Consider the following 22645-nt stretch of genomic DNA (forward strand, 5'->3'; position numbering starts at 1 on the left):
CGGCAACAACAGCACAAAGTCCGCCTGCGCGGACTCGGCTTCGAGATTCGCGTTAGGGGCCTTGGCTAGAGCCCAGCTCAAGGGTTTGGTGTACCTGGCCGGCGCGGTGCCGCTGTTCCTGGTTGGCGATGTAGTCGCGCGCTTGCGGGACGAGGCGCTTGGATACCGCGAAGGCGCCGTACGCTCCCTGCCACTTGAACACGAAGTCCTTCGGGATCGCGTGGTTCGCCATGTGAGACGACACACCCTTGAGCTGCTGGACGAGGTACGAGACCGAGATCGTCGGCGGCGTCCTCACCAGAAGGTGGACGTGGTCCTCGACGCCGCCAATGGCGAGCAGGTCCACCCGGAGGCGGGTGCACTCCGCCTGCAGGCAATCGTAGACCTGCGGCATCACCACCGGCGTCAGCATCGGTAGGCGGTCCCACGTGGCCCAAACCAGATGCAGGTAAAGCTGCGTATACGGCGCCCTCACGATCCCCTCCCGGCTCGGGTTTCGCGGCTCGCGAGGATCTCTCCCCCGAGTCCGCGAAGGCGGACTTCGTGCTGTTGTTGCCGCGAGTTCACTCGCCCCAGCAGCCGGGGCACCCCCGGCTGCTCCGCCTCACTCCCGAATACCCCGCCTCCGGCCCCCCATCTCCCGATCGCCACAACACCGCCACCTTCGCTCCCACACGTTCGGCTCCAGGCGCTTCACCGCCGCGCGGGCCTCGACGCCAGGACCGATTCTGCCGGGCCGCCGCAGGTGGTGCAGCGGTCGTGGGAGCCCTCTTCCCAGCGGGAGCAGGCGGCGCAGAGCGTGACCAGGCGGCCCTCTTCTTCCGTGGCGGCGGGGAGGAGGAAGGCGGTGCCGTCCTCGCCCACTGCGCGCAGGGAGGGGCCGGTGTAGAAGTGCGCAAGCAGGTCGCGCACGTCCACTTCCGCGGCGTTGGTGATCACGTCCTCGCGCGTGACGGCGGTGCGGTTGCGGAAGCGGGCGCGCTCCGCCGTCCAGGTGCGCTCCACCTGCGGCTCGGGCTCCATCTTCATCGTGAGGCCGCGCGTTTCCAGGGTGTACGACGCCGAGAGCCGCCGCCGGAGCCGCTCGGCGGCGCGCTCCACTTCGGGGCCGGGGGCGAGCTGGCGGCGATTGGCGGGGTGGATCGAGGGGTCGCAAAAGATGGTGGAGCGGGCGTGCGACCAGAGGGCGGTCTTCAGGTCGCCGACGTCGGTCTCGACGACGGCGGTGTAGTCGAAGGGGCGGTCCACCGGCCCGATCTCGATGCGCGCTCCCTGCACTCCCGGCGCGTCCTGGAGCGCGTCGAAGAGGGCGCCGGCCAGCAGCTCGCGGCGCTCCGCGGGGGTGAGCGGGCACCAGAGGTCGGGATCGAGGAGCTCGGGATACGACATCGTCAGTCGGGCGGTTGCGCGTGGGTGGATCGAGCGCGCAAATGTATCCCGCGCCGGGACTTCCCGCCAACGACGGCGCATGACCAGGGCACGGGCAGCCACGTGGAACTGCCCCTGCCTGTGCCTCTGCGGGGCGCGGGGGTCAAGGTGGGGGGGAGGGTGGGCGCGATGGATCGCGCCCCTACGGCGAAATGCGGCGCAGCAGACGCTCGGCGGCTTCCAGGCCGGCGGCGACGGCGCCCTCGACGTTGGGGGCGTACAGGTAGTCGCCGGCGAGGGCGATGGGGGCGTTTTCCTCGAGCGCGCCGCCGCGGGCGGATCGGAGGTGGGCGAGGTAGCCGGGATAGAAGAGCGTCCACCCGTGCTCCCACGGGTAGACGCGTGCGTCGCGGACGGTGCGGGCCAGGCCGGGCAGTGCCCCCTCCAGCTCGGGAAGGACGGCGCGGAGGGCGTCTTCGGGGGCTGCGCCGCGCAGCGCCTCGCCGGCGGCGGGGGTGGGGATCACCAGGAGGAGCCCGCGCCCGGCCGGCACCACGTCCGCGCCCTTGTTCTCCTCCGCGCAGGCGGCGGCGACCACGCGCGTCTCGCCACGCGGAAAGGAGAGGCCGAAGAAGCGCCCCGGTACCGGCCGGTCCAGGAGGAGCGCCACCGTAGCCGTCGGGCGCACGCGCACGCGGGCCAGCCACTCCGCCGCCCTCGGAAGCGCATCGCCCAGCAGACGCAGCGCGGCCGGCGCGGGGACGGCTACGACGGCGGCATCGAAGCGGTCGGTCCACCCATCGCCGCTCAGCTCCACGCCCGCGCCCGCGCGCGCGACGGAGTGGACGGCGCGGCCGGTGTGGAGCACTCCCCCGCCCCGCTCCACCGCCGCCGCAACCGCATCGCAGAAGCCGCCCGCACCGCCGCGCATGGCGAGCACCTGCAGCGTGAGCCCCTGCCTGGAAAGCGCGTGGTAGAAGCCGGCGCTCGCCTCCTCCGACCCGGTGCCGTAGAGGGTTGCGAGGAGGGGGTGGACGAGGAGATCCACGAAGTCGCGCCCCAGCTCGCGCGCGCCCCAGGCCGACGCGGATTCGCCGTCCAGCCCGACACCGGCGGCGCGCTCCAGGGCGTCGAGGTCGAGCGAGGGGCCGTGGCGCTGGAGGAAGGGGAGGTACTGCGCGCCCAGCCGCAGCTTCAGCGCGACCGGCAATGCCCCGGACGCCAGCATGCTGGTGGGCGAGCCGTACACCACCTCGTGTGCGCGCCCCTTGCGCCAGAGCGCGTCCCGCCCCGGCGCGCGCACCATCCGCTCCCCCGCCCCCACCTCCGCGAGCACCGCGAGGACGCGGCGGTAGAGGGTGCCGAACAGCTGCGCCCCCGTGTCGATGCGGTACCCGTCCACCACCTCGGTGCGGGTGCGCCCCCCGATGCGACCCTCCGCCTCAAAGAGCTCCACCGACGCCCCATCCCGCACCAGCCGCCACGCCGCGCACATCCCGGCGGGGCCGCCACCGATCACCGCAATCTTCATCGCCCGGAAAGTTGGAGTGCCGCATCCAAAAACGCACTGACGCACTCACGCACGAACGCACTTCCCATGCACACTTGCTCCGTTCGAACGCCCGATCCATATTGCTAAGATCTTACCACACACCTCCCAAAGCGAACTCTGATGAAACGCAGAGACTTCCTCGTGCAGGGCACCGCGCTGGCCGCGGGCTCGGTCCTGCTGCCGGGGCTGGCCAGGGCGCATGCGCCGGTGCTGGAGATGGACGATCCGCAGGTGAAGGAGCTGGCGATGCGCGCGGTGGATGCCGCCCGCCGCGCCGGCGCCAGCTACGCGGACGTGCGCATCTCCCGCAACCGCACGCAGGCCGTGGGCACCCGCGAGCGGCAGATCACCTTCTTCAACGACGGCGAGACCTACGGGTTCGGCGTGCGCGTGCTGGCCAACGGCTCGTGGGGCTTCGCCGCGTCGCGCGACCTGACGGCGGACGAGGTGGAGCGCGTCGCCCGGCAGGCCGTGTCGCAGGCGCGCGCCAGCGCCGCGGCCCAGCGGCGGCCGGTGGAGCTGGCCCCGGGCGAGCGGTACCCGGACGCCACCTGGACATCGCCGGTGCAGACCGACCCGTTCAACGTACCCATCGAGGAAAAGGTGGCGCTGCTGCTGGCCGCCAACGAGGCCGCGCTCAAGGTGCAGGGCGCCCGCTTCGTGAACTCGTCGATGTTCTTCCTCAAGGAAGAGAAGACGTTCGCCAACACGGACGGCTCGTACATCGCGCAGACGATCTACCGCTCGTTCCCGCAGCTGAACGTGACGGCGGTGTCGCCCGACATGTCTGACTTCCAGAGCCGGCGCTCCAGCGACATCGCGCCCATGGGGCTGGGCTACGAGCACGTGCGCAACTCGCGCCTGGTGGAGAACGCGCCGCGCTGGGCCGAGGACGCGGTCAAGAAGCTCACGGCCAAGGCGGTGCAGCCGGGGCGCTACGACCTGGTGCTCCTTCCCACGCACCTCTGGCTGACGATCCACGAGTCGATCGCGCACCCCACCGAGCTGGACCGCATCATGGGGTTCGAGGCGAACTACGCCGGCACCTCGTTCATCTACCCGATCCGGGACTTCCTGGGCAAGTTCCGCTACGGGCCGGAGTTCATGAACGTGCAGGGCGAGCGCTCCACGCCGGGCGGGCTGTCGACGGTGGCGTACGACGACGAGGGGATACGGCCGGACGAGTACCTGATCATCAAGAACGGGGTGATCAACGACCTGCAGACCACGCGCGAGCAGGCGCCGATGCTGGCCGACTGGTACCGCCAGCAGGGGAAGCCGGTGCGCAGCCACGGCAACTCGTACTCGCAGAGCTGGGCGGACGTGCAGTTCCAGCGCATGCCCAACGTCAACCTGCTGCCGGACACGGTCAAGGACACCTCGGTGGAGGAGCTGGTGTCGGGGATCCAGGACGGCATCCTGATCGACGGCGACGGCTCGTTCTCCATCGACCAGCAGCGCTACAACGCGCAGTTCGGCGGGCAGACCTTCCAGGAGATCAAGAACGGGAGGATCACGGGCCCGCTCAAGGACGTGGCGTACCAGATGAGGACCCCCGAGTTCTGGAACGGGATGGACGCCATCGGCGGGCGCAGCACCTACTTCCTGGGCGGCGCCTTCAACGACGGCAAGGGGCAGCCCTCGCAGTCCAACGCCGTGTCGCACGGCTCCCCCGCGGCTCGGTTCCGCAAGGTCAACGTGATCAACACCGGACGGAAGGCCTAAGCCATGGCGCAGCAGAGCAAATACTTCTCGCGCGAAGAGATGCAGCGCCTGGCGCAGCGGGCGCTGGGCTTCTCCACGGCCGACGAGGCGCGCGTCAACATCCAGAGCGGGGTGCGCGGCAACACCCGCTTCGCCGTGAACCAGATCTCCACCGGCGGCGACGTCTACGACGCCACGCTGACCTTCACCAGCGCCTTTGGTAAAAAGGTGGCCAGCGCCACCACCAACCGCTTCGACGACGAGTCGCTGCGCGCGGTGGTGCAGACCAGTGAGCGGCTGGCGCGGCTGGTGCCCGAGGACCCGGAGTACCTGGGCGAGCTGGGGCCGCAGCAGTACCCGAACGCCACCCCCTTCTTCCAGTCGACCGCCAACCTGACCCCTGAGGCTCGCGCCGCCGCGGTCAACGCGATCACGCGCCCGGCCGCGACGCGCAACCTGGTGGCGACCGGCTTCCTGGACATGGTGGTGGGGTCGCAGGCGGTGGCCACCAAGAAGGGGCTCTTCGCCTACCAGGCCGGCACGGAGACGAACCTGACCACCACCGTGCGCACGCCGGACGGCACGGGGTCAGGCTGGGCGGGCGTAGGGCAGAACGACTGGAGCAAGGTGGACCCGGCGCAGCTCGCGGACCGCGCGATCCGCAAGGCCGAGCTGTCCAGGAACGCCAAGGCGGTTGAGCCCGGCAAGTGGACGGTGATCCTGGAGCCGACCGCCGTCGCCAACCTGGTGCAGCTCATGACGTTCGCCATGGACGCGCGCTCGGCGGACGAGGGGCGCTCCTTCTTCTCGAAGCAGGGGGGAGGCAACAAGATCGGGGAGAAGTTCCTGGACCCACGCGTCTCCATCTACTCGGACCCGTCGGACCCGCAGATCTTCAGCTCGGCGTTCAACGGCCAGGGGCTTCCCAACCGCCGCATGCAGTGGGTGGAGAGCGGCGTCCTGCGGAACCTGCAGTACAGCCGCTTCTGGGCGCAGAAGCAGGGGCGCGAGCCGACGGGCTTCGCGGACGGCTTCTACATGTCGGGCGGCAACGCGACCATCGACCAGATGATCGCCTCCACGGAGCGCGGGCTGCTGGTTACGCGCCTGTGGTACATCCGCCCGGTGGACCCGCGCACGATCCTGTACACGGGCCTCACCCGCGACGGCACCTTTCTGGTGGAGAACGGCCGCATCACCAGCGCGGTCAAGAACCTGCGCTGGAACGAGTCGCCGATCTTCATGCTCAACAACATCGAGGCGATGTCTGCCCCGGTGCGTGTGAGCGCCTCGGAGTCGGGCGAGGCGGGCTCGGCGGTCACCGTCCCCGCCATCAAAGCCCGCGACTTCACCTTCACGTCGCTCTCCGACGCGGTGTAGCGCTGGCTGGCTGACGCGGAACGGGGCACCCGGCATAGCGCTGGGTGCCCCGTTTCGTTGAAGCCTCACACAGAGCCACAGAGGGGACCGACAAGAACAGAAGAGGTTCGGTTCCGTTCCTCTGCGTCTTGTCGTCACCTCTGTGTTCTCTGTGTGAGGCTGCCGTTCCCTGCCCTACACCGTCCCCCGCTCCTTCGCTTCCAGCGCGTCGAACTCGTCCACGAGCTCGGCGTCGCTGACGTTGTCCTGCGCGGCGGCGGGGGAGGCGGGCGCGGCGGCGGCGGCAGGGTCGCCGGTGCCGAGCTGGAGCGAGGCCTGCCCGTTGGTGAGCGCGGGCGCCGGCGTCGACGAAGCGGCCGGGGCAGAGGGGAGAAGGCCCATCTGCTGCTTCATCTCCAGCAGCTTGAAGTCCACGCTGTCGCCACCCGCGGCCTGCAGCGCCTTGAACTCGCGCTCCAGCGAGTCGCCGCTCAGGTCGTCGCTCACCGCTGCGGCGGCCAGGGCCTGGCGCTCGTTGTCCTCGATCTTCGCCGCCATCCGGTCGAAGGCGTCGAAGGCAGACGCATCCGACAGGCCGGACATCGTCTCGTGGATGCGCTTCTGCGCCTCTGCGCGCTTCTGCTGCGCGATCAGGAGGTTCTTCTTGCGCGTCGCCTCCTGGATCTTGTCGCTCAGCTGCCGCAGTGCGTCGCGCAGGCGCTGCGTGTCCGCCTCGTGCTTCTCCCAGGTGTCGTAGTACTGCTGCGCGCGGGAGGCGTGCTCCTGCTGGCGCATCAGGGCCTGGCGGGCCAGGTCGTCGCGGTCCTGGCGCACGGCGAGCATGGCGCGCTGCTCCCACTCCTGCGCCTGCTTCTGCTCGTCCTCCACCTGCTTCTTGAGCTTCGCCGCGTCGGCCATCGCATGGGCAACCTCCTGCCTCGCTCGCGCGAGCTGGTTGCGCATGTCGTCGATGACCTGGTTCAGCATCTTTTCCGGGTTTTCGGCCCGGGCGATCAGGTCGTTCATGTTCGACCGGATCAGCAGTGACAGCTTATCGAAGAGTCCCATTGGGCATCAGTCGGTTCGGGGCGGTCAGCAGTCGCGAAAGGGCGCGAGCTGCTCCAGGTGCGACGCCATCGCCATCTGGAACGAGTCGATCACCGCCTGGAATTCGTTCTGGTCGAGGTTCTCCAGCTCCAGCGTCTCGGTGAGGACCACGTCCTCCTCCTCCAGCCCGTACGCGGCGTGCACCAGGTCCGTCGCGTTGAAGCGGAGGAGCCTCTTGTACAGATCGGCGCAGCGGGTCTGGTCGCTGGGCACGTCCATCACCTTGAGGCGGAAGACCAGCACCGGCGGCGAGTGATGGATCACCAGCGAAGGCCCGCCTTCCGCGTGGGCCACCCACATCCCATCCTGCACTTCCTCGTGGGTCAGCTCCGAGTTGAGCAGGTACCGCTCCACATCCTCTCGCGTCACCATCAGGCCGTCTCCTCGTTGGCGGGGGGAAGCTCCGGGGCCGGGCGGTTCTCGCCGCTCGTCAGGAGCCGCATCATGAACTGCTGTTCGTCGGTCAGGCGCACCACCTGGGCGTTCAGCTCGTCCACCTCGCCGCGAAGCCGCGCGATCTCGGCCTCGTAGTGCGGCGCGAGCGCCGGGCCGGCGGTGGACCAGCCGTGTACCCAGCGTCCCACGATGGAGAGCACTACGATGAAGATGAGTACGCTGAACATGGTATGCGCCTACGCCGGCCCGTGGGAAGGAGTTTCAGTTCCCCGACCCCACGGCGCCCGCCCGGGGCCGCAGCTGCACCAGCTTGCGCGCGGATGGGGTGGTGGCGAGCCCCCCTTCCGCCGTCTCGCGGAAGGCGCGGGGCATGCGGCGCCCCACATCGCCCATCACGTCGATCACCTCGTCGGCGGAGACGGGGAAGTCGAGCCCCGCCAGCGCCATCTCCGCGCCGGCGATGGCCTGCATGGCGGCGGAGGCGTTGCGGTAGATGCAGGGGATCTCCACCAGCCCGCCGATGGGGTCGCAGATCAGCCCCAGCATCCCCTGCAGCGTGAGCGCGACGGCGGTGGAGATCTGCTCGTGCGTCCCCCCGTGCAGGTACGAAACGGCGGCGCTGCTCATGGCGGCCGCGGTCCCCGTCTCCGCCTGGCACCCGCCCTCCGCGCCGGCGAGCGACGCGCGGTGGGCGATGACCCCGCCCACGCCGCCGGCCACCAGCATGGCGTCGATCAGCCGCTCCTCGCCCAGCTCCTGGAACTCGTCCATGCTGATGAGCACGGCGGGGAGCACGCCCGCCGCGCCGGCCGTGGGCGCCGCCACGATCAGCCCCATCGCCGCGTTGACCTCCAGAGTGGAGATGGCGCGGGCGAGCGTCTCGGTGAGGCGGGCCCCCAGCAGCCGCGGCCCGTTCTCCATCAGCCGCCGCGCGCGCCCTCCCGTGAGGCCGCTGGCGGAGCGCACCTCGCCCTTGAGCCCCTCGTCAATGGCGCCGCGCATCACCCGCAGCGTCTTCGCGATCCGTCCGCGGATCTCCTCGGGAGCCCTGCCGCTCTCCGCCGATTCGGTGTCGAGCACCACCTGGGCGAGGGTGCGGCCGGTCTCGTCGGCCTCGCGGATCAGGGATTCGATGGACTTGTGCATGGAACTGCGGGGAATGGGGAATCGGGAATCGGGAATGGGTAACCGCTTGCAACTACGGGACCTCTGGAAGCGGCGGAGCTCCCGTCCCGATTCGCCCCCCATCCCCCATTCCCCCATCCCCCATCCCCCATCCCCCATCCCTAAGAAATTTTCGGTATCGCCCGGGCCCAGCGCAGCCACGGGAACGAACGGATGGCGCCCAGCGTGGCCTCGCCCACGGGCTCATCCGCTTCGATGGTCATCAGCGCGTCCTTGTGGCGGCCGGTGCGGTCCACGCGCATGGTGGCCAGGTTGATGTGGTGCCCCGCCAGCACCGTGGCCACCGCGGCGATGGTGCCAGGCTCGTCGTGGGCCAGCAGCACCAGCGTGTGGTAGTCGCCGCCGAGCGCGACCGGGAACCCGTCGATCTCGGTGACTTCCACGCGGCCGCCGCCCAGCGATGCGCCGCGCAGCTGCACCGTCTCGCCGTCGCGCTCCACGCGGAAGACGGCGGTGTTGGGGTGCGCGTCCTCGCCCAGGTCGATGGTGTCGAAGCTCCACTCCATCCCCGCCGCCGCGCCCTCGTCGTACGCCTGGCGCAGGCGCAGGTCGTCTGGCGCGAGCCCCGCCAGCCCGCCGACGATGGCGCGCTGCGTCCCGTGCCCCTCGCCGGTGGCGGCGAAGGAGCCGTGGAGCTGGATCTGCGCCCGCTGCGGGGTGCCGCCCAAGATGGCGCGCGCCAGCAGCCCCAGCCGGCACGCGCCCGCGGTGTGCGATGACGATGGGCCGACCATGGTGGGCCCCAGGATGTCGAAGAGAGAGACCATGTGCCCAATCTACGGTGCGCGCGGCGGACGGGCCACCATCCCGAATGCGGCGAGCGCCGCGCTGTGGGCGCGGCGCTCGTGGCGGCTCTACTCCGCCCCGTCGGGGAGGCGGATGGCGGAGAGCTTCCAATCGGCCAGCCCCTCGCGGTGCATCACCAGCGCCATCCGCTCCTTGCCGCCGTCCCTGTCGCGGAAGCGGAGGACAAAGGTGTCCACCCCTTCGTACCCGCGCGTCACCTCCACGTCGCGCGCCGCCTTCTCCGCGCGGTCGCGCCCCTCCTTCCCCACCGACGGCCTCTCGCCGCGCACCGCCGCCGCGATGCCGCCGGGCGTCACGAACGAGTCCACCAGCGGGTCCACCATCATCCCCGCCAGCGCCGCCCCGAAGCGCGCGAACGGGTTGTCGTCCGCCTCTTTGTCGATCCGCTCTGCCATCGCCTGGCGCACCTCTTCCTTGACGCTCGCGCGGACGGAGGGGAAGTCCACCAGCTGCGCCAATGCCTCGCGGTCGCCGGCCTCGGCCGCTTGCTGCAGCCGCCTGACCGCCAGGTGCGGCGTGAAGTAAAGCCATACCGCCGCGGCGCACAGCGCCAGCAGGGCGAAGGGGCGGAAGTAGCTGCTCTTGCGCATGGGGAGACGGTTCAGGAGGGAAGAACGGCCGCAAGCCTCTGAGGTTGCTGCACTTGCGACCGGAAAGTTAGCACCGCGCGGCTCGTGGCGGTACCCGGCCTCAGGGCCGCGGCGTACCGTTGGGTGCCACGCTCGGAAGCGGGAAGACCAGGCTGATCGGGATCTGGACGGTGATCTTCACCGGGTACTCCTCGACCATCCCCGGCGTGAAGCGCATCATCCGGGCGACGTTGAGGATCTCACGGTCGATCTGCACGTCTCCGGTGCTCCGCTCGATCCTCGGCTCCTCTGGAACCCCCTCTTCGGAAACGAGCATCGACACTCCCGCCGTGAACTGCCGTCCCGCCAGTGTGGAGTTGAGCTGCTGAAGCCGCTGAGACACGCGTGTCAGCTCGCGCGTGACCACGGCGGTGTTCGCGACCCTCGGCCTCACCGTTACAACGGCGGGAATCGCCACGATCTTCGGTGAGCGCCCGCTCTGGAGCCAGACCGTGTTCCACTCTTCCTTGCCGGTCGTGATCCGCGGCCGGACGTGGGCCCGCAGCAGCTCCACCATCTGCTGCCCGTACTCCTGCGGGAAGTGAGTCCGCGAGATCGTCTCCACCTCCTTCAGCGCCCCCGTGCTGTCGTACGCCACCCTGAAAAGCGGCCTCAGCCGGAACCCGGCAGGTGCGGGAGGCGCGGCGAGCAGCGCCTGGTGAAGCGCTGCCGAGTCGATGAACGCCGACACGGGAAGCCTTGGCACCAGCACCACTTTCTCCGCGGGAGCCCGGCGGGCGCTCGGTGCGGTCGAGGCGCACGCGCCCAGCACCGAGAGAAGTGCGAGGAAAGAGAGGGTTCGTATCATCATCTCACCGGCTGGAGGGTTCCCGCCCATTTTCTTCCAAAAGTGTCGCAAATCTGCCCAGCGCGCGCCAGTAGCGTTCCCCGGCGACCATTTGCAGGTCGTTGTGGCCTGCGCCCTCCACCCAGAAGTGCTGCTTGGGCGCATTCGCCCGTTCCAGCAACCGCGCGCCGTGCCAGAAGGGGATGACCTCGTCGCGCGTGCCATGGATCACCAGCACGGGCGCGCGGATCTCCCCCAGCCTGCGCTCCGTGCCGAAGCGGTCGAACGGGAAGATCCGCCGCGGAACGGCCACCTGGAAGGCGCTCACGAAGGTGCTCTCCAGCACGAGCCCCGCCACCGGTTGCCGGCTCGCCAGCTCCGACGCGATCCCGCCCCCCAGGGACCTTCCGTGCAGGATCACGCGCTCCGGCGGGACGCCCAGGGCACCGGTGAGGTGCTTGTACGCGGCGGCGAGGTCCTGGTACGCGCTGCGCTCGCTGGGCGCGCGCCGTCCACTGAGCCCGTAGCCGCGGTAGTCGTACGCCAGCACCGAGAACCCCGCATCGCGCAGGTCCGGAAGGAAGTAGCGCAGGTCGCCCAGGTCCTCGGCGTTGCCGTGGCTGAACAGGATGGTGTACCGCGCCCGCGGGTTCGGCAGCCACACCACCGCGATGGAGTCCCCGTCCCCCACCGGCACGAGCGTAGCGCCGGCCGACGCGGTGTATCGCGGCGTCTGCGGCTGAAAGATCAGCCGCTCCGCATACCACCACACCAGCGCCCCCAGCAGGAGGTAGACCCCCACGAGGACGCCCGCCATGTACAGCAGCACCGCCCCCCACCCCGGCACCGCCACCCCCTCAGCGCGCCGCCGGGCGTGCACTGGCTGCGGAAATGAACATACTCCAACCGATCATGCGCGCGCCCCGGCGAAGCAGGATCGACAGAGCGGACGGCTCAAACTCGTGCGCGCTTCCTTCCCGCAGTCGTGGCAATATTTCTCGGTGAATTCGGTGTTCTTGTACTCCGCCCACTTACTAAAGCATCTGCGGCAGAGCGGAACTTCGGGGTTGAGGCGGATCTCATCCGCACATCGGATACAACTGCCCTTACCATTTGGCGAAGCACCTTTGCGCGAATGCGCCGAGGCAGGTGCAACTTTGGAGGCAGACGCGGGCCTCGCGGGCGGAGCGGAGACGGGTAAAGCGACTCGCGGCGCGGCATACACCTGCTTTGCCTCGCTAAGCATGTTGCTCACCTCTGCGACAGCTTTGCCGTAGATCGGCTCATCCGCCGTGAAAGAAACGCCCATCTCCCAGTTCTTCTCGGAAGCCTCGTACAGGTTTAGAGACGTGATGACTAGGCGGTTCTCATTCAGATAGCACTTTGCGTGCAGATGTTCGAGAGTGAAGAAGGACAGGTTCGGGATCGCAAGGAGTTTCTCGATTTCTGCCGGCGTCGCGGCCCCCTCCCTGGCGAGAAACGTGATCTCGACATTCTGCCGCACGGCACCGCGAAGCCGGTTCATGAAGGTGTCGGAAACCTTGAAATACGCGGACACGAGGATGAGGCGGCTACGGGCCTCGGTGATTACCTCTTCAATCTCAGCAATGGCCCGCTTCGCCGTTAGAAATTCAGGCACGATGGGAGCTTTATAGGTGGGATTTAGAGAACCCGACGAGAGGAGCACCTCCCTGGCGGGTTAAAAGGTCGATGAACGTATCGCCACCTCCAGGGTGGCCGCCAGGAAATGGCTGAGTTCCGAGGGCGTCCATGGGCGACAGGACGTGGGGCCGGCGCGAAGTCCTGGCACGTCGCCTCTGCGGGACGTTGGCGCCGCTAAACTCGACGGCCATGCGCTGGGTACGGAACATGGGATCGGCCGCACCTCACGGGTAGAGCCCGTTCTCTTCGCTACGCGCCAAACGACGGTGCAACGAAGATGACGGAGAGGCGCGTCACTCAGGATGACAAAAAACGGGGGACTGCTGCGCACCCCGCCGCAGCGAGACGGCTTCAGCCGTCTTCCCGTGGTTCCAGCCGGGGGCTTCAGCCCCCGGTTCGGGCGCCGGATGCATCCCGGTGTTCCGCGGCGGCCTATAACGGCGTCCCGCACCGCCCCCGCCCATCGGAGCCTGCGAAGGCAGGCTTCCCGCCGTTGTTGCAGCGGTTTCAACTGCCGGTAGCGGCCTCAGCCCTCACCCCTGCACCACCTTCGCCTTCCGCCCCCGCTTCTTAGGCGGCGCCGTGGTCTCCGCCTCTGCCACGACCTCCGGCGCATGCCCGGACACCCCACGCCCCCCCAGCATCCCCGCCAGGAACTGCCCCGTGTACGACCGCGGCACCCGCGCCACAGCCTCCGGCGTCCCCGCCGCAACGATCTCCCCACCACGGGGGCCGCCTTCGGGGCCCAGGTCGATGATCCAGTCGGCGGTCTTGATGACGTCCAGGTTGTGCTCGATCACCAGTACCGTGTTGCCGCGCTCCACCAGCCGGTGCAGCACCTCCAGCAGCATGCGCACGTCCTCGAAGTGCAGGCCGGTGGTGGGCTCGTCCAGGATGTAAAAAGTCTGGCCGGTCGCAACCTTTGAGAGCTCCGTCGCCAGCTTCACCCGCTGCGCCTCGCCGCCCGAGAGCGTGGTGGCGGACTGGCCGAGGTGGATGTAGCCGAGCCCCACGTCGGAGAGCGTCTGCAGGTGGCGGCGGAGGCGTGGGACGGCCTCGAACAGCTCCAGCGCGTCGTCCACCGTGGCCTCCAGCACGTCGGCGATGGAGTGGCCCTTGTAGAACACCTCCAGCGTCTCGCGGTTGTAGCGCTTCCCGCGGCACACCTCGCACGGCACGTACACGTCCGGCAGGAAGTGCATCTCGATCTTCACCAGGCCGTCGCCCTGGCATGCCTCGCAGCGCCCGCCCTTGACGTTGAAGGAGAAGCGGCCCGGCGTGTAGCCGCGCATCTTGCTCTCCGGCAGCTCGGCGAAGAGGTCGCGGATGACGGTGAAGAGGCCGGTGTAGGTGGCGGGATTGGAGCGCGGCGTGCGGCCGATGGGGGACTGGTCGATGTCCACCACCTTGTCCAGCAGATCCAGCCCCGTGATGCGGTCGTGCACCCCGGGGACGCTCTTGGCGCGGTAGAACTTGCGCCCCATCGCGTTCCACAGGATGTCGTTGACCAGCGTGGACTTGCCGGAACCCGAGACGCCTGTGACCGCCACGAAGCACCCCAGCGGGATGCGGGCGTCCACGTTGCGCAGGTTGTGCTCGCGCGCGTTGTGGATGACGATCTCGCGCCCCGGCTGCGGAGCGCGGCGCTGGGGCGGGATCTCGATGCGCTGCTCGCCGCGCAGGTACGCGCCCGTCAGCGAGCGCTCGGCCGCCAGGATGTCGTCCACCGTCCCCTCGGCCACCACCTCGCCGCCGTGGCGGCCGGCGCGCGGGCCCAGGTCCAGCACGTAGTCGGCGGCGCGGATGGTGTCCTCGTCGTGCTCCACCACCAGCACGGTGTTCCCCAGGTCGCGCAGCTGCTGGAGCGTCTCCAGCAGGCGCAGGTTGTCGCGCTGGTGAAGGCCGATGGAGGGCTCGTCCAGGATGTAGAGGACGCCCACCAGCCGCGAGCCGATCTGCGTGGCCAGGCGGATGCGCTGCGCCTCGCCGCCGGAGAGCGTCTCTGCGGAGCGGCCCAGCGTGAGGTACTCGAGGCCCACGTTCACCAGGAAGCCGAGCCGCTCCGTGACCTCCTTGAGGATGGGGAGCGCGATCTCGGCCGAGAGGCGCGGGTCGTCCTTGAGTCCCTGGAAGAAGTCGTGCGCCTCGCTTACCGGCAGCGCCACCACCGAGCCGATGGAGCGCCCGCCGACGGTCACCGCCAGCGACTCGGGCTTGAGCCGCGTGCCGCCGCACGTGTTGCACGGCAGGGTACTCATGTACTCCTCCAGCGTCTCACGAAGCGAGTCGCTGGAGGAGTCCTGGTAGCGCTGCGCCACGTCGGCCACGATGCCGGCCCACTTCATCTTCTTCCCCCCGTTCTTCACCGACGCGCCGAAGAGCAGCAGGTCGCGCACGTTCTCGGGGAGATCCGCCCAGGGGGTGTTGAGGTCGAACTCCAGCGCATCGGCCAGCCCCTGCAGGATGGTGCCGCGCAGGTGACCGCGCGGCACGCCCCACGGCAGCACCACGCCTTCCAGGATGGAGAGCGAGTGGTCCGCCAGGATCAGCTCGGGGTTGGGCTCCCTGCGCGTTCCAAGCCCGCCGCACCCGGTGCACGCGCCGTACGGCGAGTTGAACGAGAACTGCCGCGGCTCCAGCTCCGGGATGTTGATGCCGCACAACGCGCAGGCGTAGTGCTCGGAAAGCAGGTGGGTGACGGGCTCGGCGCCGTCCGCGTGCGCCACCACCTCCACCACGCCGTCGGCCGCGCGGAGCGCCGTCTCCACCGAGTCGGCGATGCGCTGCCGGTTGTCCTCGCGCACCACCAGCTTGCGCTCCACGTAGATGGAGATGTCGTGGTTGGATCGCCGGGCGAGCTTGGGAGGCTCCTCCATGCGGTGGACTTCGCCGTCGGTGCGGGCGTGGCTGAAGCCCTTCTTGCGCAGCTCCTCGTACAGCTCGCGGAACTCGCCCTTTCGGCCGCGCACCACCGGGGCCAGCACCTCCACCCAGGTGCCCGCGGGCGACTCCATGATGCGGTCGACGATCTGCGTGGCGCTCTGCCGCTGCACCGGACGGCCGCAGTTGGGGCAGTGCGGCGTGCCCGCGCGCGCCCACAGCAGGCGGAGGTAGTCGTACACCTCCGTGACCGTGCCGACGGTGGAGCGCGGGTTGCGCCCCGCCGTCTTCTGCTCGATGGAGATGGCCGGCGAGAGCCCCTCGATGGAGTCGACGTCCGGCTTCTCCATCATCCCCAGGAACTGCCGGGCGTACGCCGAGAGCGACTCCACGTAGCGCCGCTGCCCCTCGGCGTAGATGGTGTCGAAGGCCAGCGACGACTTGCCGCTCCCGCTCAAGCCCGTGACCACGGTCAGCTTGTCGCGCGGAATGCGGACGTCGATGTTCTTGAGGTTGTGCTCGCGTGCGCCGCGTACGATCAGGTATTCTTCGTTCATCCCGAAAATTTACCGCACCCCGGCGCTACTTTCAACACCCGCGCGCGACGCGCCGGGGCACCCCGCCAATACGCCGGTCTTGCGCGCCGGGCGACACTCATTTAGCGTCGCGTTAACCGGCGGTTGGGTTCGGGCACGCGCCCCGGCGGACGCCGCCATTTTTCATTCCTCACAGCGAGAGGAGGCGCAATGTGCAGGTCGGCTCTGCGGCGTGTGGTGGGGACCGCGCTGGCTGGCGTGCTGGCGCTGGGGTGCCGGGACGGGAACCCGGCCGCGGTGGCGGAGGTGGCCAGCGGTCGCTTCCGCGCGGAAGCGACCGGCGCGGTGAGGGGGACGCTGGAAGGAGACGCGGAGCTCCTCCTGCCGCTCGGCGAGAGCATGGAGGTAGAGCTCCGGGATGCGGGAACGCAGCGGATGATCGTTTTCGCCGGCGGGGGCTTCCAGACGATAACGAGCTTCCAGCCGTTCCGCTTCCGGAGGGGCGAGCATGCGCTGGGGCTCCTCACGGACGTGTTCACGATGTTCTCGGATGACCCTGACAGCCAGGCGCGGCCCTATTTCGCTCTTCGCGGAACGCTGCGCGTGACCGAAGCCACCGACCGGCGCGTGGCGGGCACCTTCTGGTGGGAAGGGAGCGCGGACCCGCGCGATCCCTCCACCCGCATCCGGCTGGAGGGCGCGTTCGACGCCCTCCGTGCCCCGTAGCACGGATCCGGTCAGCTCAGGAAAATGGTGCGGGGGCGGGATCCCAGCGCTCAGATCCCGCCCCCCTCCTCTCCGTGTATCTCACGCAGAGGCGCAGAGACGCGGGATAGAACTGCAACTGCATGGCTCACACAGAGACACAGAGGCCACGGAGAGAACCGCAAAAGGTTTTCTCTGTGACCTTTCAGTTCCTTCTGTGGCCTCTGTGTGAGGCTTTTCTCCGTTGTTCGGTGGAGCGGCTTCGGGCACGGGCGCGATGAATCGCGCCCCTACTGGCGCTTGTACATGGTGCCGGCGAAGTACATGCGGTCCGGGTACACCGGGGTTTCCTTGTCGTCGTACGGGAAGGCGATGGCGCGCTGCGCATTCCCGTCCGCTCCGGTCAGCACGAGCGAGTAGCCGTCGATCTGCCACTTGCCGTCGGAGCCGCCCTGGGCCCCCGCGTCGACCACGGACTCGCTGGTGGTGCTCTGGATGGACGCGACGCCCACGCGCCGAAAGGTTCCGTCGGGGCGCAACTCGATGGTGTTGGAGGCGGAGGCGCCGTTGCCGGCGCCGGTGCTGAACGACTCCCCGCCCTCGTAGGTGCCCGCGAGCGACTTGCCTTCCTCGAAGGGCTTGACCGCGGTGAAGATGCCGCCATCCCAGTTGAACGCGCCGCCATCCGGCGCGAAGCTGCCCTCGGTCACCTTGTTGTCGGCCCAGGTCACCTTGAGCTTGCCATCCGCCACCTCGTACGTCCCCTGATTGCCCTTGTGCGCCTGCAGCTCCGCGGCCGAGAAGCCGGAGGCGAGGTTGTGGTAGACCCGGCCGTCGGGCGCGAAGTACCACACGGCTTTCTCCAGCGAGTTGGTGTAGCTCCAGAAACGCGTCATGAAGAAGAGCCCCACCGGCTTGCCACCCACGATCTCGGCGGCCGGCGGACCATCCGCACCGCCGCCGGCGGACGCGCCGCCGCATGCCGCGAGGGCAAGGATCATCAACAGCGGGGAAAGTCGATGGCGCATGTGGGGCCTTTGGGCAGAGGGTGGAGCGGCGGCGCGGGGACGCCGGAGGGTGCCAGCAACCGCGTAATAGTGCGCGCGGGAGGGCGATTCTCCTAGCGTGGTGAAAAGCGACGGATGGCGTGCGGTTCTCGGAGCCGACGCGCACGGTTGGCGTGGCGGGGCGGGTGCCGTCGGGCCGCGGCACAGCACGATCATTGGGTCCGGCGCGGACGCCAGACACGGGCGCGATGAATCGCGCCCCTACCAGATGTGTGCGCACTGGCGCGGAGTTCTCCCCCTCCCCGGCCCTGCGCCCCCGCAGGCGGGCGAGGGGGCGCCCGTCAGCGCTCAGTCACCGCGACGATCGCCGCCCGCTTCCGGCCCGCCAGCACGGCGACGGCGCGGAGGCGGGCGCGCAGGGGAGATCCGTCCGGGGCGGCGATCACCTCCACCTCGGCGGCGCGGGGGAGGAACGCCGCGCGCTCGCGCAGCTCGGTGAGCCGCTCCTGCGCCGCGAACCGCGACGCGGGCGGAAGGGCGCCCAGCAGCTCGAAGGACGAGAGCATCGGCCCCGCCTTCCTCCGCGCCACCAGCGCGAGGGCGGCCCGCGCGTCGATCCCCGGCAGGGTGCGCAGGACGGCGGCGGGGGCGGTGTTGACGTTGATCATCCCGTCGCCCGCCACGCTCAGCAGCGGCGCCACCCGCGCGTACTCGGCGTGGGTGATGCCCGGCACCCGGCGCAGATCCGCCAGCGTCGCGAAGGCGCCGGGGATGGGGCGCAGGCGCCGGCCCGACGAGTCCGGCGCCAGGGCGGGAGGGGCGTGCGCGGCGCGCCAGCGCGCGACCTGCGCCGCCAGGGCACCCGCGCGGCCGGGCTCCACCCCCGCGGCGGCGAAGAGGGTGAGGAGGTCCGCCTCGGGGGCGAGGTTGAGCTGCACGCGGGCGCGGGCGTCGTGCGCGGTGGCGCGGACGGCGACGCCCTCCAGGCGGTACTCCACGGCTGGGATCAGGAGGGGGTCCGTGGCCGCGAAGGCGCCCGCGGCGGAGGGCTTCGCCAGCTGCTCGCGGAGGCGCTCGGCGAGCACGGCCAGGCCGCCGCGGGCGGCCCAGCGCGCGCGGGCGGCGGCGCGGGCGTTGGCCACGGCGCGCTGGTCGGCGCGCACGGTGCCGTGGAGCTCAACCGCCAGCGCAGACGCCAGAACCAGCACCCACAGCACCGCAATCAGCGCGAATCCCTGGCGTCCGCGAGGCGTCATCCCTTCCCTCCTGGTTCGAATCCGAGTGGAGCGCCGCCTTCACCGGCAGCCGTAGCGGCCCGGGGAGCCCGTCGCCGCGCGGGTCGGCCGCGCGCTCCGGGGGCGGCAGCAGGCGCAGCTCCACGGCGTCGGGGAGCTCCGTCGCCGCCGACCACCAGTCCACCCAGCGGTCCACCCCCTTGACCCGCGTCCGGTAGCGCACGTCCATCCCCGCAGCGCCCGGAGCGACCTCCAGCGTGTCCGTCGGGCCGCCCTCGATCATCCCGATCTCCGCCAGCAGCCCGTGGCGCGGCGCGGCAAAGCGGCGCTCTACCCAGAGCCGGATGCGGCGCGGGCCAGGGTGCAGCGTCCCGCCGTCGCCCACCACGAACGACAGCTCGTCCGCCGGGAGCGGGCCGTCGCGCCGGTCGATGCCGCGAAAGGGTCCGCCCTGGTCCAGCGTGGCGGCCCCGGCGAGCCACGTCGTGAGCGCCTCCCGCGCGGCGACGGCGGGAAGCACGCGCTCCCTTTCGCGCACCACCCGGTCGCGCGATGCCGACACGGAGAGCAGGATCCCGTACGCCCCCGCCGTCACCGCCCCGGCGACGACGAGCGCGACCACCACCTCCAGCAGGGTGAAGCCGCCGCGCCGCGCCGTCACGGCTTCACCTCGGGGAGCATCTCCGGCCGGTGGAAAAAGGTCTCCAGCGAGTATCCCCCGCCCTCCCACTCCACCCGCACCGCCGCCTGCACCAGCGCGGGCGACCCGGCGGCGGGCCTCAGCAGGGCGCTCCACCGGTAGCGGGCAAAGGGCGGCGCGAATGTGCCCCTGCGGGTGGTGAAGTAGAAGCTCAGCGAGTCGGCCGGGAGCAGCGACAGCTCCTCCATGCGCGACTCGGCGAGGGGCACCGCGTTCAGCGTGGCGGCGAGGTCGCCTTCGGAGCGCACCCCCGCCGTCACGGACTGGAGGAGCGGGACGAGCGCCACGCCCAGCAGGAGGAGCGCGATCGCCGCCTCCACCAGGGTGAAGCCGCGGTTACCTCGCATGGCGCCGCCCCGTGCCCGTCCACGGATCGACCGAGAGCACCAGCCGATCGCTGCCGTGCTCGATGGTGACGCGGTCGGCCCGCGCCCGGCCCAGCGCGTCGAAGCGCACCATCGTCTCCCGCCCGTTGCCGCCCGACAGCCGCGCGCCCTCGGCGAGCGGCAGGACGCCGGCGCGCAGGGTGTCGGGCGCCCGCTCGTCCTCGGGCGCGGTGATCGCGAACCAGGCCCCCGTCTTCGCATCCAGCACCACGTCCACCGGGACTCCGCGGCGGGCGGCATCGCCCCGCGCCTCGCGCCAGGCGCGCATCAGCGCTTCGGCGGCGGCGCCGGTGCCGCGCTGGTTCGCCGGCCGGAACGCGGGAACCGTCGCCGCGAGCGCGATCCCCACGATGGCGAGGGCGACCAGCAGCTCGATCAACGTCATCCCGGCGCGTCCGCCGCAACGGCTGGTTCCCTTCGCCGTCACGGTGGCTCGGGGCCCGGCGGCGTGGGCGCGGTTGCACGGGGAGGCGGCGGCGCCTGGGGGATGGGGGGTTCGGGCGAGCTCGGCGTCGGCCGGGGCGGAGCCGTCGGCGTGGCCGGGGCACGGCGGGCGGCCGCGGAATCGGCGGGCTCCCAGAGGAGCGGGATCGAGTCGCCGAGCGCACGATCCAGCCGCGGCGCGCGCTCGCGGACGCGCGCGGTGGCCTCTTCCACGTCCTCGTCGGTGCGCAGCACGTGCGGGATCAGGAAGAGGAAGAGCTCCGTGGTCGTGTTCCGCCGCTGCGTGGAGCGGAAGAGGTTGCCCAGGATGGGGATGTCGCGCAGGAAGGGGATGCCGGTGTTGGCGGAGGTGCGCTGCTGGTCGATCAGCCCGCCGATCACCACCGTGTGGCCGTCCTTTACCAGGAGGCGCGTCTCGGCCTCGCGGGTGCTGATGATGGGCGCCCCGAACTGCGTCTCCGCGGTGGCCGTGTTGACCTCCTGGAGCACCGACATGGTGACGTAGCCGTCCGGGTTGATGGTGGGCCGGATGGTGAGCTGCGTTCCCACGTCGCGGTACTGCACCACCTGGTCGCGCACGGCGCCGTCGGTGGGAAGGGCGCGGGAGATCTGGATGAAGGGCCGCTCGTCGCCCACCAGGATGCGCGCCTGCTCGTTGTTCTGCGCCAGGATCACGGGGCGCGAAAGGATCGTGACCTCGCCCGAAGCGGCCAGCGCGCGCAGCACCACCTCGGCGCGGACGGCGCCCAGCCGCAGGACGCGCAGCACCACGTCGCCCGCCGAGCCGCCAGAGAGCTCGCCGCCGATGGTGGCGCCGGTGCGCGGCTCCAGCTGCTCCGGCACGCGCACGTCGACCCCCAGCCCGAACTGCCGGTCGCGCCGCACCTCGGCGATCAGCACCTCGATCAGCACCTGCAGCGGCCGCGTGTCCAGCTCGTCGACCGCCGCGCGGATCGTCTCGTAGTCCTGTGCCGTGGCGCGGATCAGCAGCGCGTTGGTGCGCGGATCGGGGACGATCTGCACCCCGCCCTGGAGCTGCGCGGAGACGGAGCGGTCGGTGGGGCGCGCGCCCTCCTCGGTCGATCCGTAGCGCCCGGCGCGCAGCTCCTCGGAAAGGGAGCGCACCTCGCCCGGCGCGGTGCCGCCGCGGTCGCCGATCCCGAAGAGCGCGCCCACCGAGCGCGCGATGTCCTCGGCCGGGGCGTGGCGGAGGCGGTGGACCCAGATGCGCATCTCGCCGGGGGCGCCGCGCTGCACCCCGTTCTGCACCGGCTGCTGAGCCTGCCCCGCTCCCTCGGCCTGGACGATGCGCAGCAGCCCGCCGCCCTCGTCCACCAGGTTGAGCCCGTTGGCGCGCAGCAGGCTTTCCAGGTAGCTGCGCAGCATCGTGGGCGGCACCGGCGCGCCTGTGCGCAGCGTGACCGGACGCGAGGGGAGCTCGCCGAAGACGACGTTGAGCCCCGCCGCCTCGGCCAGTGCCGCCACGGCCAGGCGCATGTCGGTGCCCTGGAAGTCGATCTGCACCCCCTGCGCGGTGCGCTCCACCCCCGTGCCCTGCGCGGCCGCAACGCCCGGAACCGCGAGGAGGACGGCCGCCGCGGCCCACCCCAGGCGCCTCACTGCGCCACTCCCTGCGGCGTGGCGGTGGTACGCAGCACTACGGTGGTGTCCGCGCCGGTGAGGGTGGCGGTGCCGGGGCCCACGCGCACCAGCCGGTAGCCCGCCAGCGACTGGCCCACGCGCAGCACGCGCCCCTGCCCGTCCACGCCGGCCACCACCGCCAGCCCGCCCCCGGGGAGCACCACCGTCCCCAGCAGGCGGAACGACGCCGCCGGGGAGGGCCCCGCCGCCGGTTCCACGTACTCCGCCGCCGGGGCCTGGATGGGCGTGCCGACCGTCAGCCGGGGAGGCGAGCGCCGCCGGTCCGCGCGGAATGGGTCGCGCGACACCGCCGCCAGCACCGCGGCATCCGACCCGCCCCCGCGCTGCGCGATGCGCGGCATGGGCACCGGCTTGGCCGCGCGCGCGGAGGTGGGGAGCGGCTCCAGCCTGCGCGCACCCGCCGCCTCGCTCACGCACAGCGCCGCCGAGGCGACCAGCAGCCCGAGCGCGGCGCGGTTTGCGGTGGTCCACCCTGCAAAGAGCCTCATTCCATCTCCACGGATTCGGTTAACGGCAAACAGCATCACACAGAGA

The 22645-nt window shown here is 70.7% G+C and carries 23 protein-coding genes; 3 read left to right on the top strand and 20 right to left on the bottom strand.

The annotated features are described in order from the left end of the window. Positions 1-52: 52 nt before the first annotated feature. The 3 genes from tnpA to VF584_03225 all read right to left on the bottom strand — a co-directional run bounded on the left by tnpA (position 53) and on the right by VF584_03225 (position 2899). The gene (gene tnpA / locus VF584_03215) at positions 53-475 is read right to left on the bottom strand and encodes an IS200/IS605 family transposase (GenBank protein ID HEX8209172.1); all 423 of its coding nucleotides are present in this window, start codon (positions 473-475) and stop codon (positions 53-55) included. A gap of 218 nt (positions 476-693) precedes the next feature. Further along, entirely contained in the window at positions 694-1389 is a 696-nt protein-coding gene (locus VF584_03220) for a hypothetical protein (protein ID HEX8209173.1), read from the bottom strand. A gap of 181 nt (positions 1390-1570) precedes the next feature. Beyond that, complete coding sequence (locus tag VF584_03225; GenBank protein ID HEX8209174.1) at positions 1571-2899, bottom strand: FAD-dependent oxidoreductase; 1329 nt, start codon at positions 2897-2899, stop codon at positions 1571-1573. Between the two features lie 141 nt (positions 2900-3040). Here VF584_03225 and VF584_03230 point away from each other — a divergent pair, with 141 nt between their 5' ends. Then, on the top strand, positions 3041-4645 hold the full coding sequence (locus VF584_03230; GenBank protein HEX8209175.1) for a TldD/PmbA family protein: 1605 nt from the start codon (positions 3041-3043) through the stop codon (positions 4643-4645). A 3-nt stretch (positions 4646-4648) separates the two neighbouring features. Next, on the top strand, positions 4649-6004 hold the full coding sequence (locus tag VF584_03235; GenBank protein HEX8209176.1) for a TldD/PmbA family protein: 1356 nt from the start codon (positions 4649-4651) through the stop codon (positions 6002-6004). Positions 6005-6178: 174 nt separating this feature from the next. Here VF584_03235 and VF584_03240 read toward each other — a convergent pair whose 3' ends face one another. The 10 genes from VF584_03240 to uvrA all read right to left on the bottom strand — a co-directional run bounded on the left by VF584_03240 (position 6179) and on the right by uvrA (position 15993). Continuing rightward, positions 6179-7051 (bottom strand): PspA/IM30 family protein, encoded by an 873-nt coding sequence (locus VF584_03240; protein HEX8209177.1) that lies wholly within the window; start codon positions 7049-7051, stop codon positions 6179-6181. A 24-nt stretch (positions 7052-7075) separates the two neighbouring features. Beyond that, a complete protein-coding gene (locus VF584_03245) occupies positions 7076-7462 on the bottom strand; it encodes a YbjN domain-containing protein (GenBank protein HEX8209178.1) in 387 nt (128 codons plus the stop codon). After that, on the bottom strand, positions 7462-7713 hold the full coding sequence (locus VF584_03250) for a hypothetical protein (GenBank protein HEX8209179.1): 252 nt from the start codon (positions 7711-7713) through the stop codon (positions 7462-7464). Before VF584_03250 ends, VF584_03245 begins: the two co-directional genes overlap by 1 nt. A gap of 34 nt (positions 7714-7747) precedes the next feature. Then, positions 7748-8632 carry an L-serine ammonia-lyase, iron-sulfur-dependent, subunit alpha gene (gene sdaAA, locus VF584_03255; protein ID HEX8209180.1) on the bottom strand — a complete coding sequence of 295 codons (885 nt, stop codon included), beginning with the start codon at positions 8630-8632 and terminating at the stop codon, positions 7748-7750. A gap of 140 nt (positions 8633-8772) precedes the next feature. Beyond that, a complete protein-coding gene (sdaAB, locus tag VF584_03260) occupies positions 8773-9438 on the bottom strand; it encodes an L-serine ammonia-lyase, iron-sulfur-dependent subunit beta (protein HEX8209181.1) in 666 nt (221 codons plus the stop codon). An 87-nt stretch (positions 9439-9525) separates the two neighbouring features. Next, entirely contained in the window at positions 9526-10068 is a 543-nt protein-coding gene (locus tag VF584_03265; protein ID HEX8209182.1) for a DUF2939 domain-containing protein, read from the bottom strand. Positions 10069-10168: 100 nt separating this feature from the next. After that, entirely contained in the window at positions 10169-10918 is a 750-nt protein-coding gene (locus VF584_03270) for an energy transducer TonB (GenBank protein ID HEX8209183.1), read from the bottom strand. Between the two features lies 1 nt (position 10919). Further along, on the bottom strand, positions 10920-11774 hold the full coding sequence (locus VF584_03275; GenBank protein ID HEX8209184.1) for an alpha/beta fold hydrolase: 855 nt from the start codon (positions 11772-11774) through the stop codon (positions 10920-10922). A 30-nt stretch (positions 11775-11804) separates the two neighbouring features. Next, positions 11805-12533 (bottom strand): phospholipase D-like domain-containing protein, encoded by a 729-nt coding sequence (locus tag VF584_03280; GenBank protein HEX8209185.1) that lies wholly within the window; start codon positions 12531-12533, stop codon positions 11805-11807. A 556-nt stretch (positions 12534-13089) separates the two neighbouring features. Next, complete coding sequence (uvrA, locus tag VF584_03285; protein HEX8209186.1) at positions 13090-15993, bottom strand: excinuclease ABC subunit UvrA; 2904 nt, start codon at positions 15991-15993, stop codon at positions 13090-13092. A 189-nt stretch (positions 15994-16182) separates the two neighbouring features. On the opposite strand from uvrA, the gene VF584_03290 reads away from it, so the two are divergent. Then, positions 16183-16698, top strand: a complete 516-nt coding sequence (locus tag VF584_03290) for a hypothetical protein (protein HEX8209187.1) — start codon at positions 16183-16185, stop codon at positions 16696-16698. A gap of 269 nt (positions 16699-16967) precedes the next feature. Here the strand turns inward: VF584_03290 and VF584_03295 are convergent, their stop codons facing one another. The 7 genes from VF584_03295 to VF584_03325 form a co-directional block, all read right to left on the bottom strand. After that, positions 16968-17681, bottom strand: coding sequence for a hypothetical protein (locus tag VF584_03295; protein ID HEX8209188.1), 714 nt, complete (start codon positions 17679-17681; stop codon positions 16968-16970). Positions 17682-18025: 344 nt separating this feature from the next. Next, entirely contained in the window at positions 18026-18940 is a 915-nt protein-coding gene (locus tag VF584_03300; GenBank protein ID HEX8209189.1) for a type II secretion system protein GspK, read from the bottom strand. Further along, entirely contained in the window at positions 18861-19580 is a 720-nt protein-coding gene (locus VF584_03305) for a prepilin-type N-terminal cleavage/methylation domain-containing protein (GenBank protein HEX8209190.1), read from the bottom strand. Before VF584_03305 ends, VF584_03300 begins: the two co-directional genes overlap by 80 nt. After that, positions 19577-19966, bottom strand: coding sequence for a prepilin-type N-terminal cleavage/methylation domain-containing protein (locus VF584_03310; protein ID HEX8209191.1), 390 nt, complete (start codon positions 19964-19966; stop codon positions 19577-19579). Before VF584_03310 ends, VF584_03305 begins: the two co-directional genes overlap by 4 nt. Next, entirely contained in the window at positions 19956-20390 is a 435-nt protein-coding gene (locus tag VF584_03315) for a GspH/FimT family protein (protein ID HEX8209192.1), read from the bottom strand. The genes VF584_03310 and VF584_03315 overlap by 11 nt, the downstream gene beginning before the upstream one ends. Positions 20391-20428: 38 nt before the next feature. Continuing rightward, the gene (locus tag VF584_03320; GenBank protein ID HEX8209193.1) at positions 20429-22069 is read right to left on the bottom strand and encodes a secretin N-terminal domain-containing protein; all 1641 of its coding nucleotides are present in this window, start codon (positions 22067-22069) and stop codon (positions 20429-20431) included. Further along, complete coding sequence (locus VF584_03325) at positions 22066-22599, bottom strand: hypothetical protein (GenBank protein ID HEX8209194.1); 534 nt, start codon at positions 22597-22599, stop codon at positions 22066-22068. Before VF584_03325 ends, VF584_03320 begins: the two co-directional genes overlap by 4 nt. Between the last annotated feature and the right edge of the window lie 46 nt (positions 22600-22645).

The organism is Longimicrobium sp., from assembly GCA_036389135.1.
Taxonomy (GTDB): Bacteria; Gemmatimonadota; Gemmatimonadetes; order Longimicrobiales; family Longimicrobiaceae; genus Longimicrobium.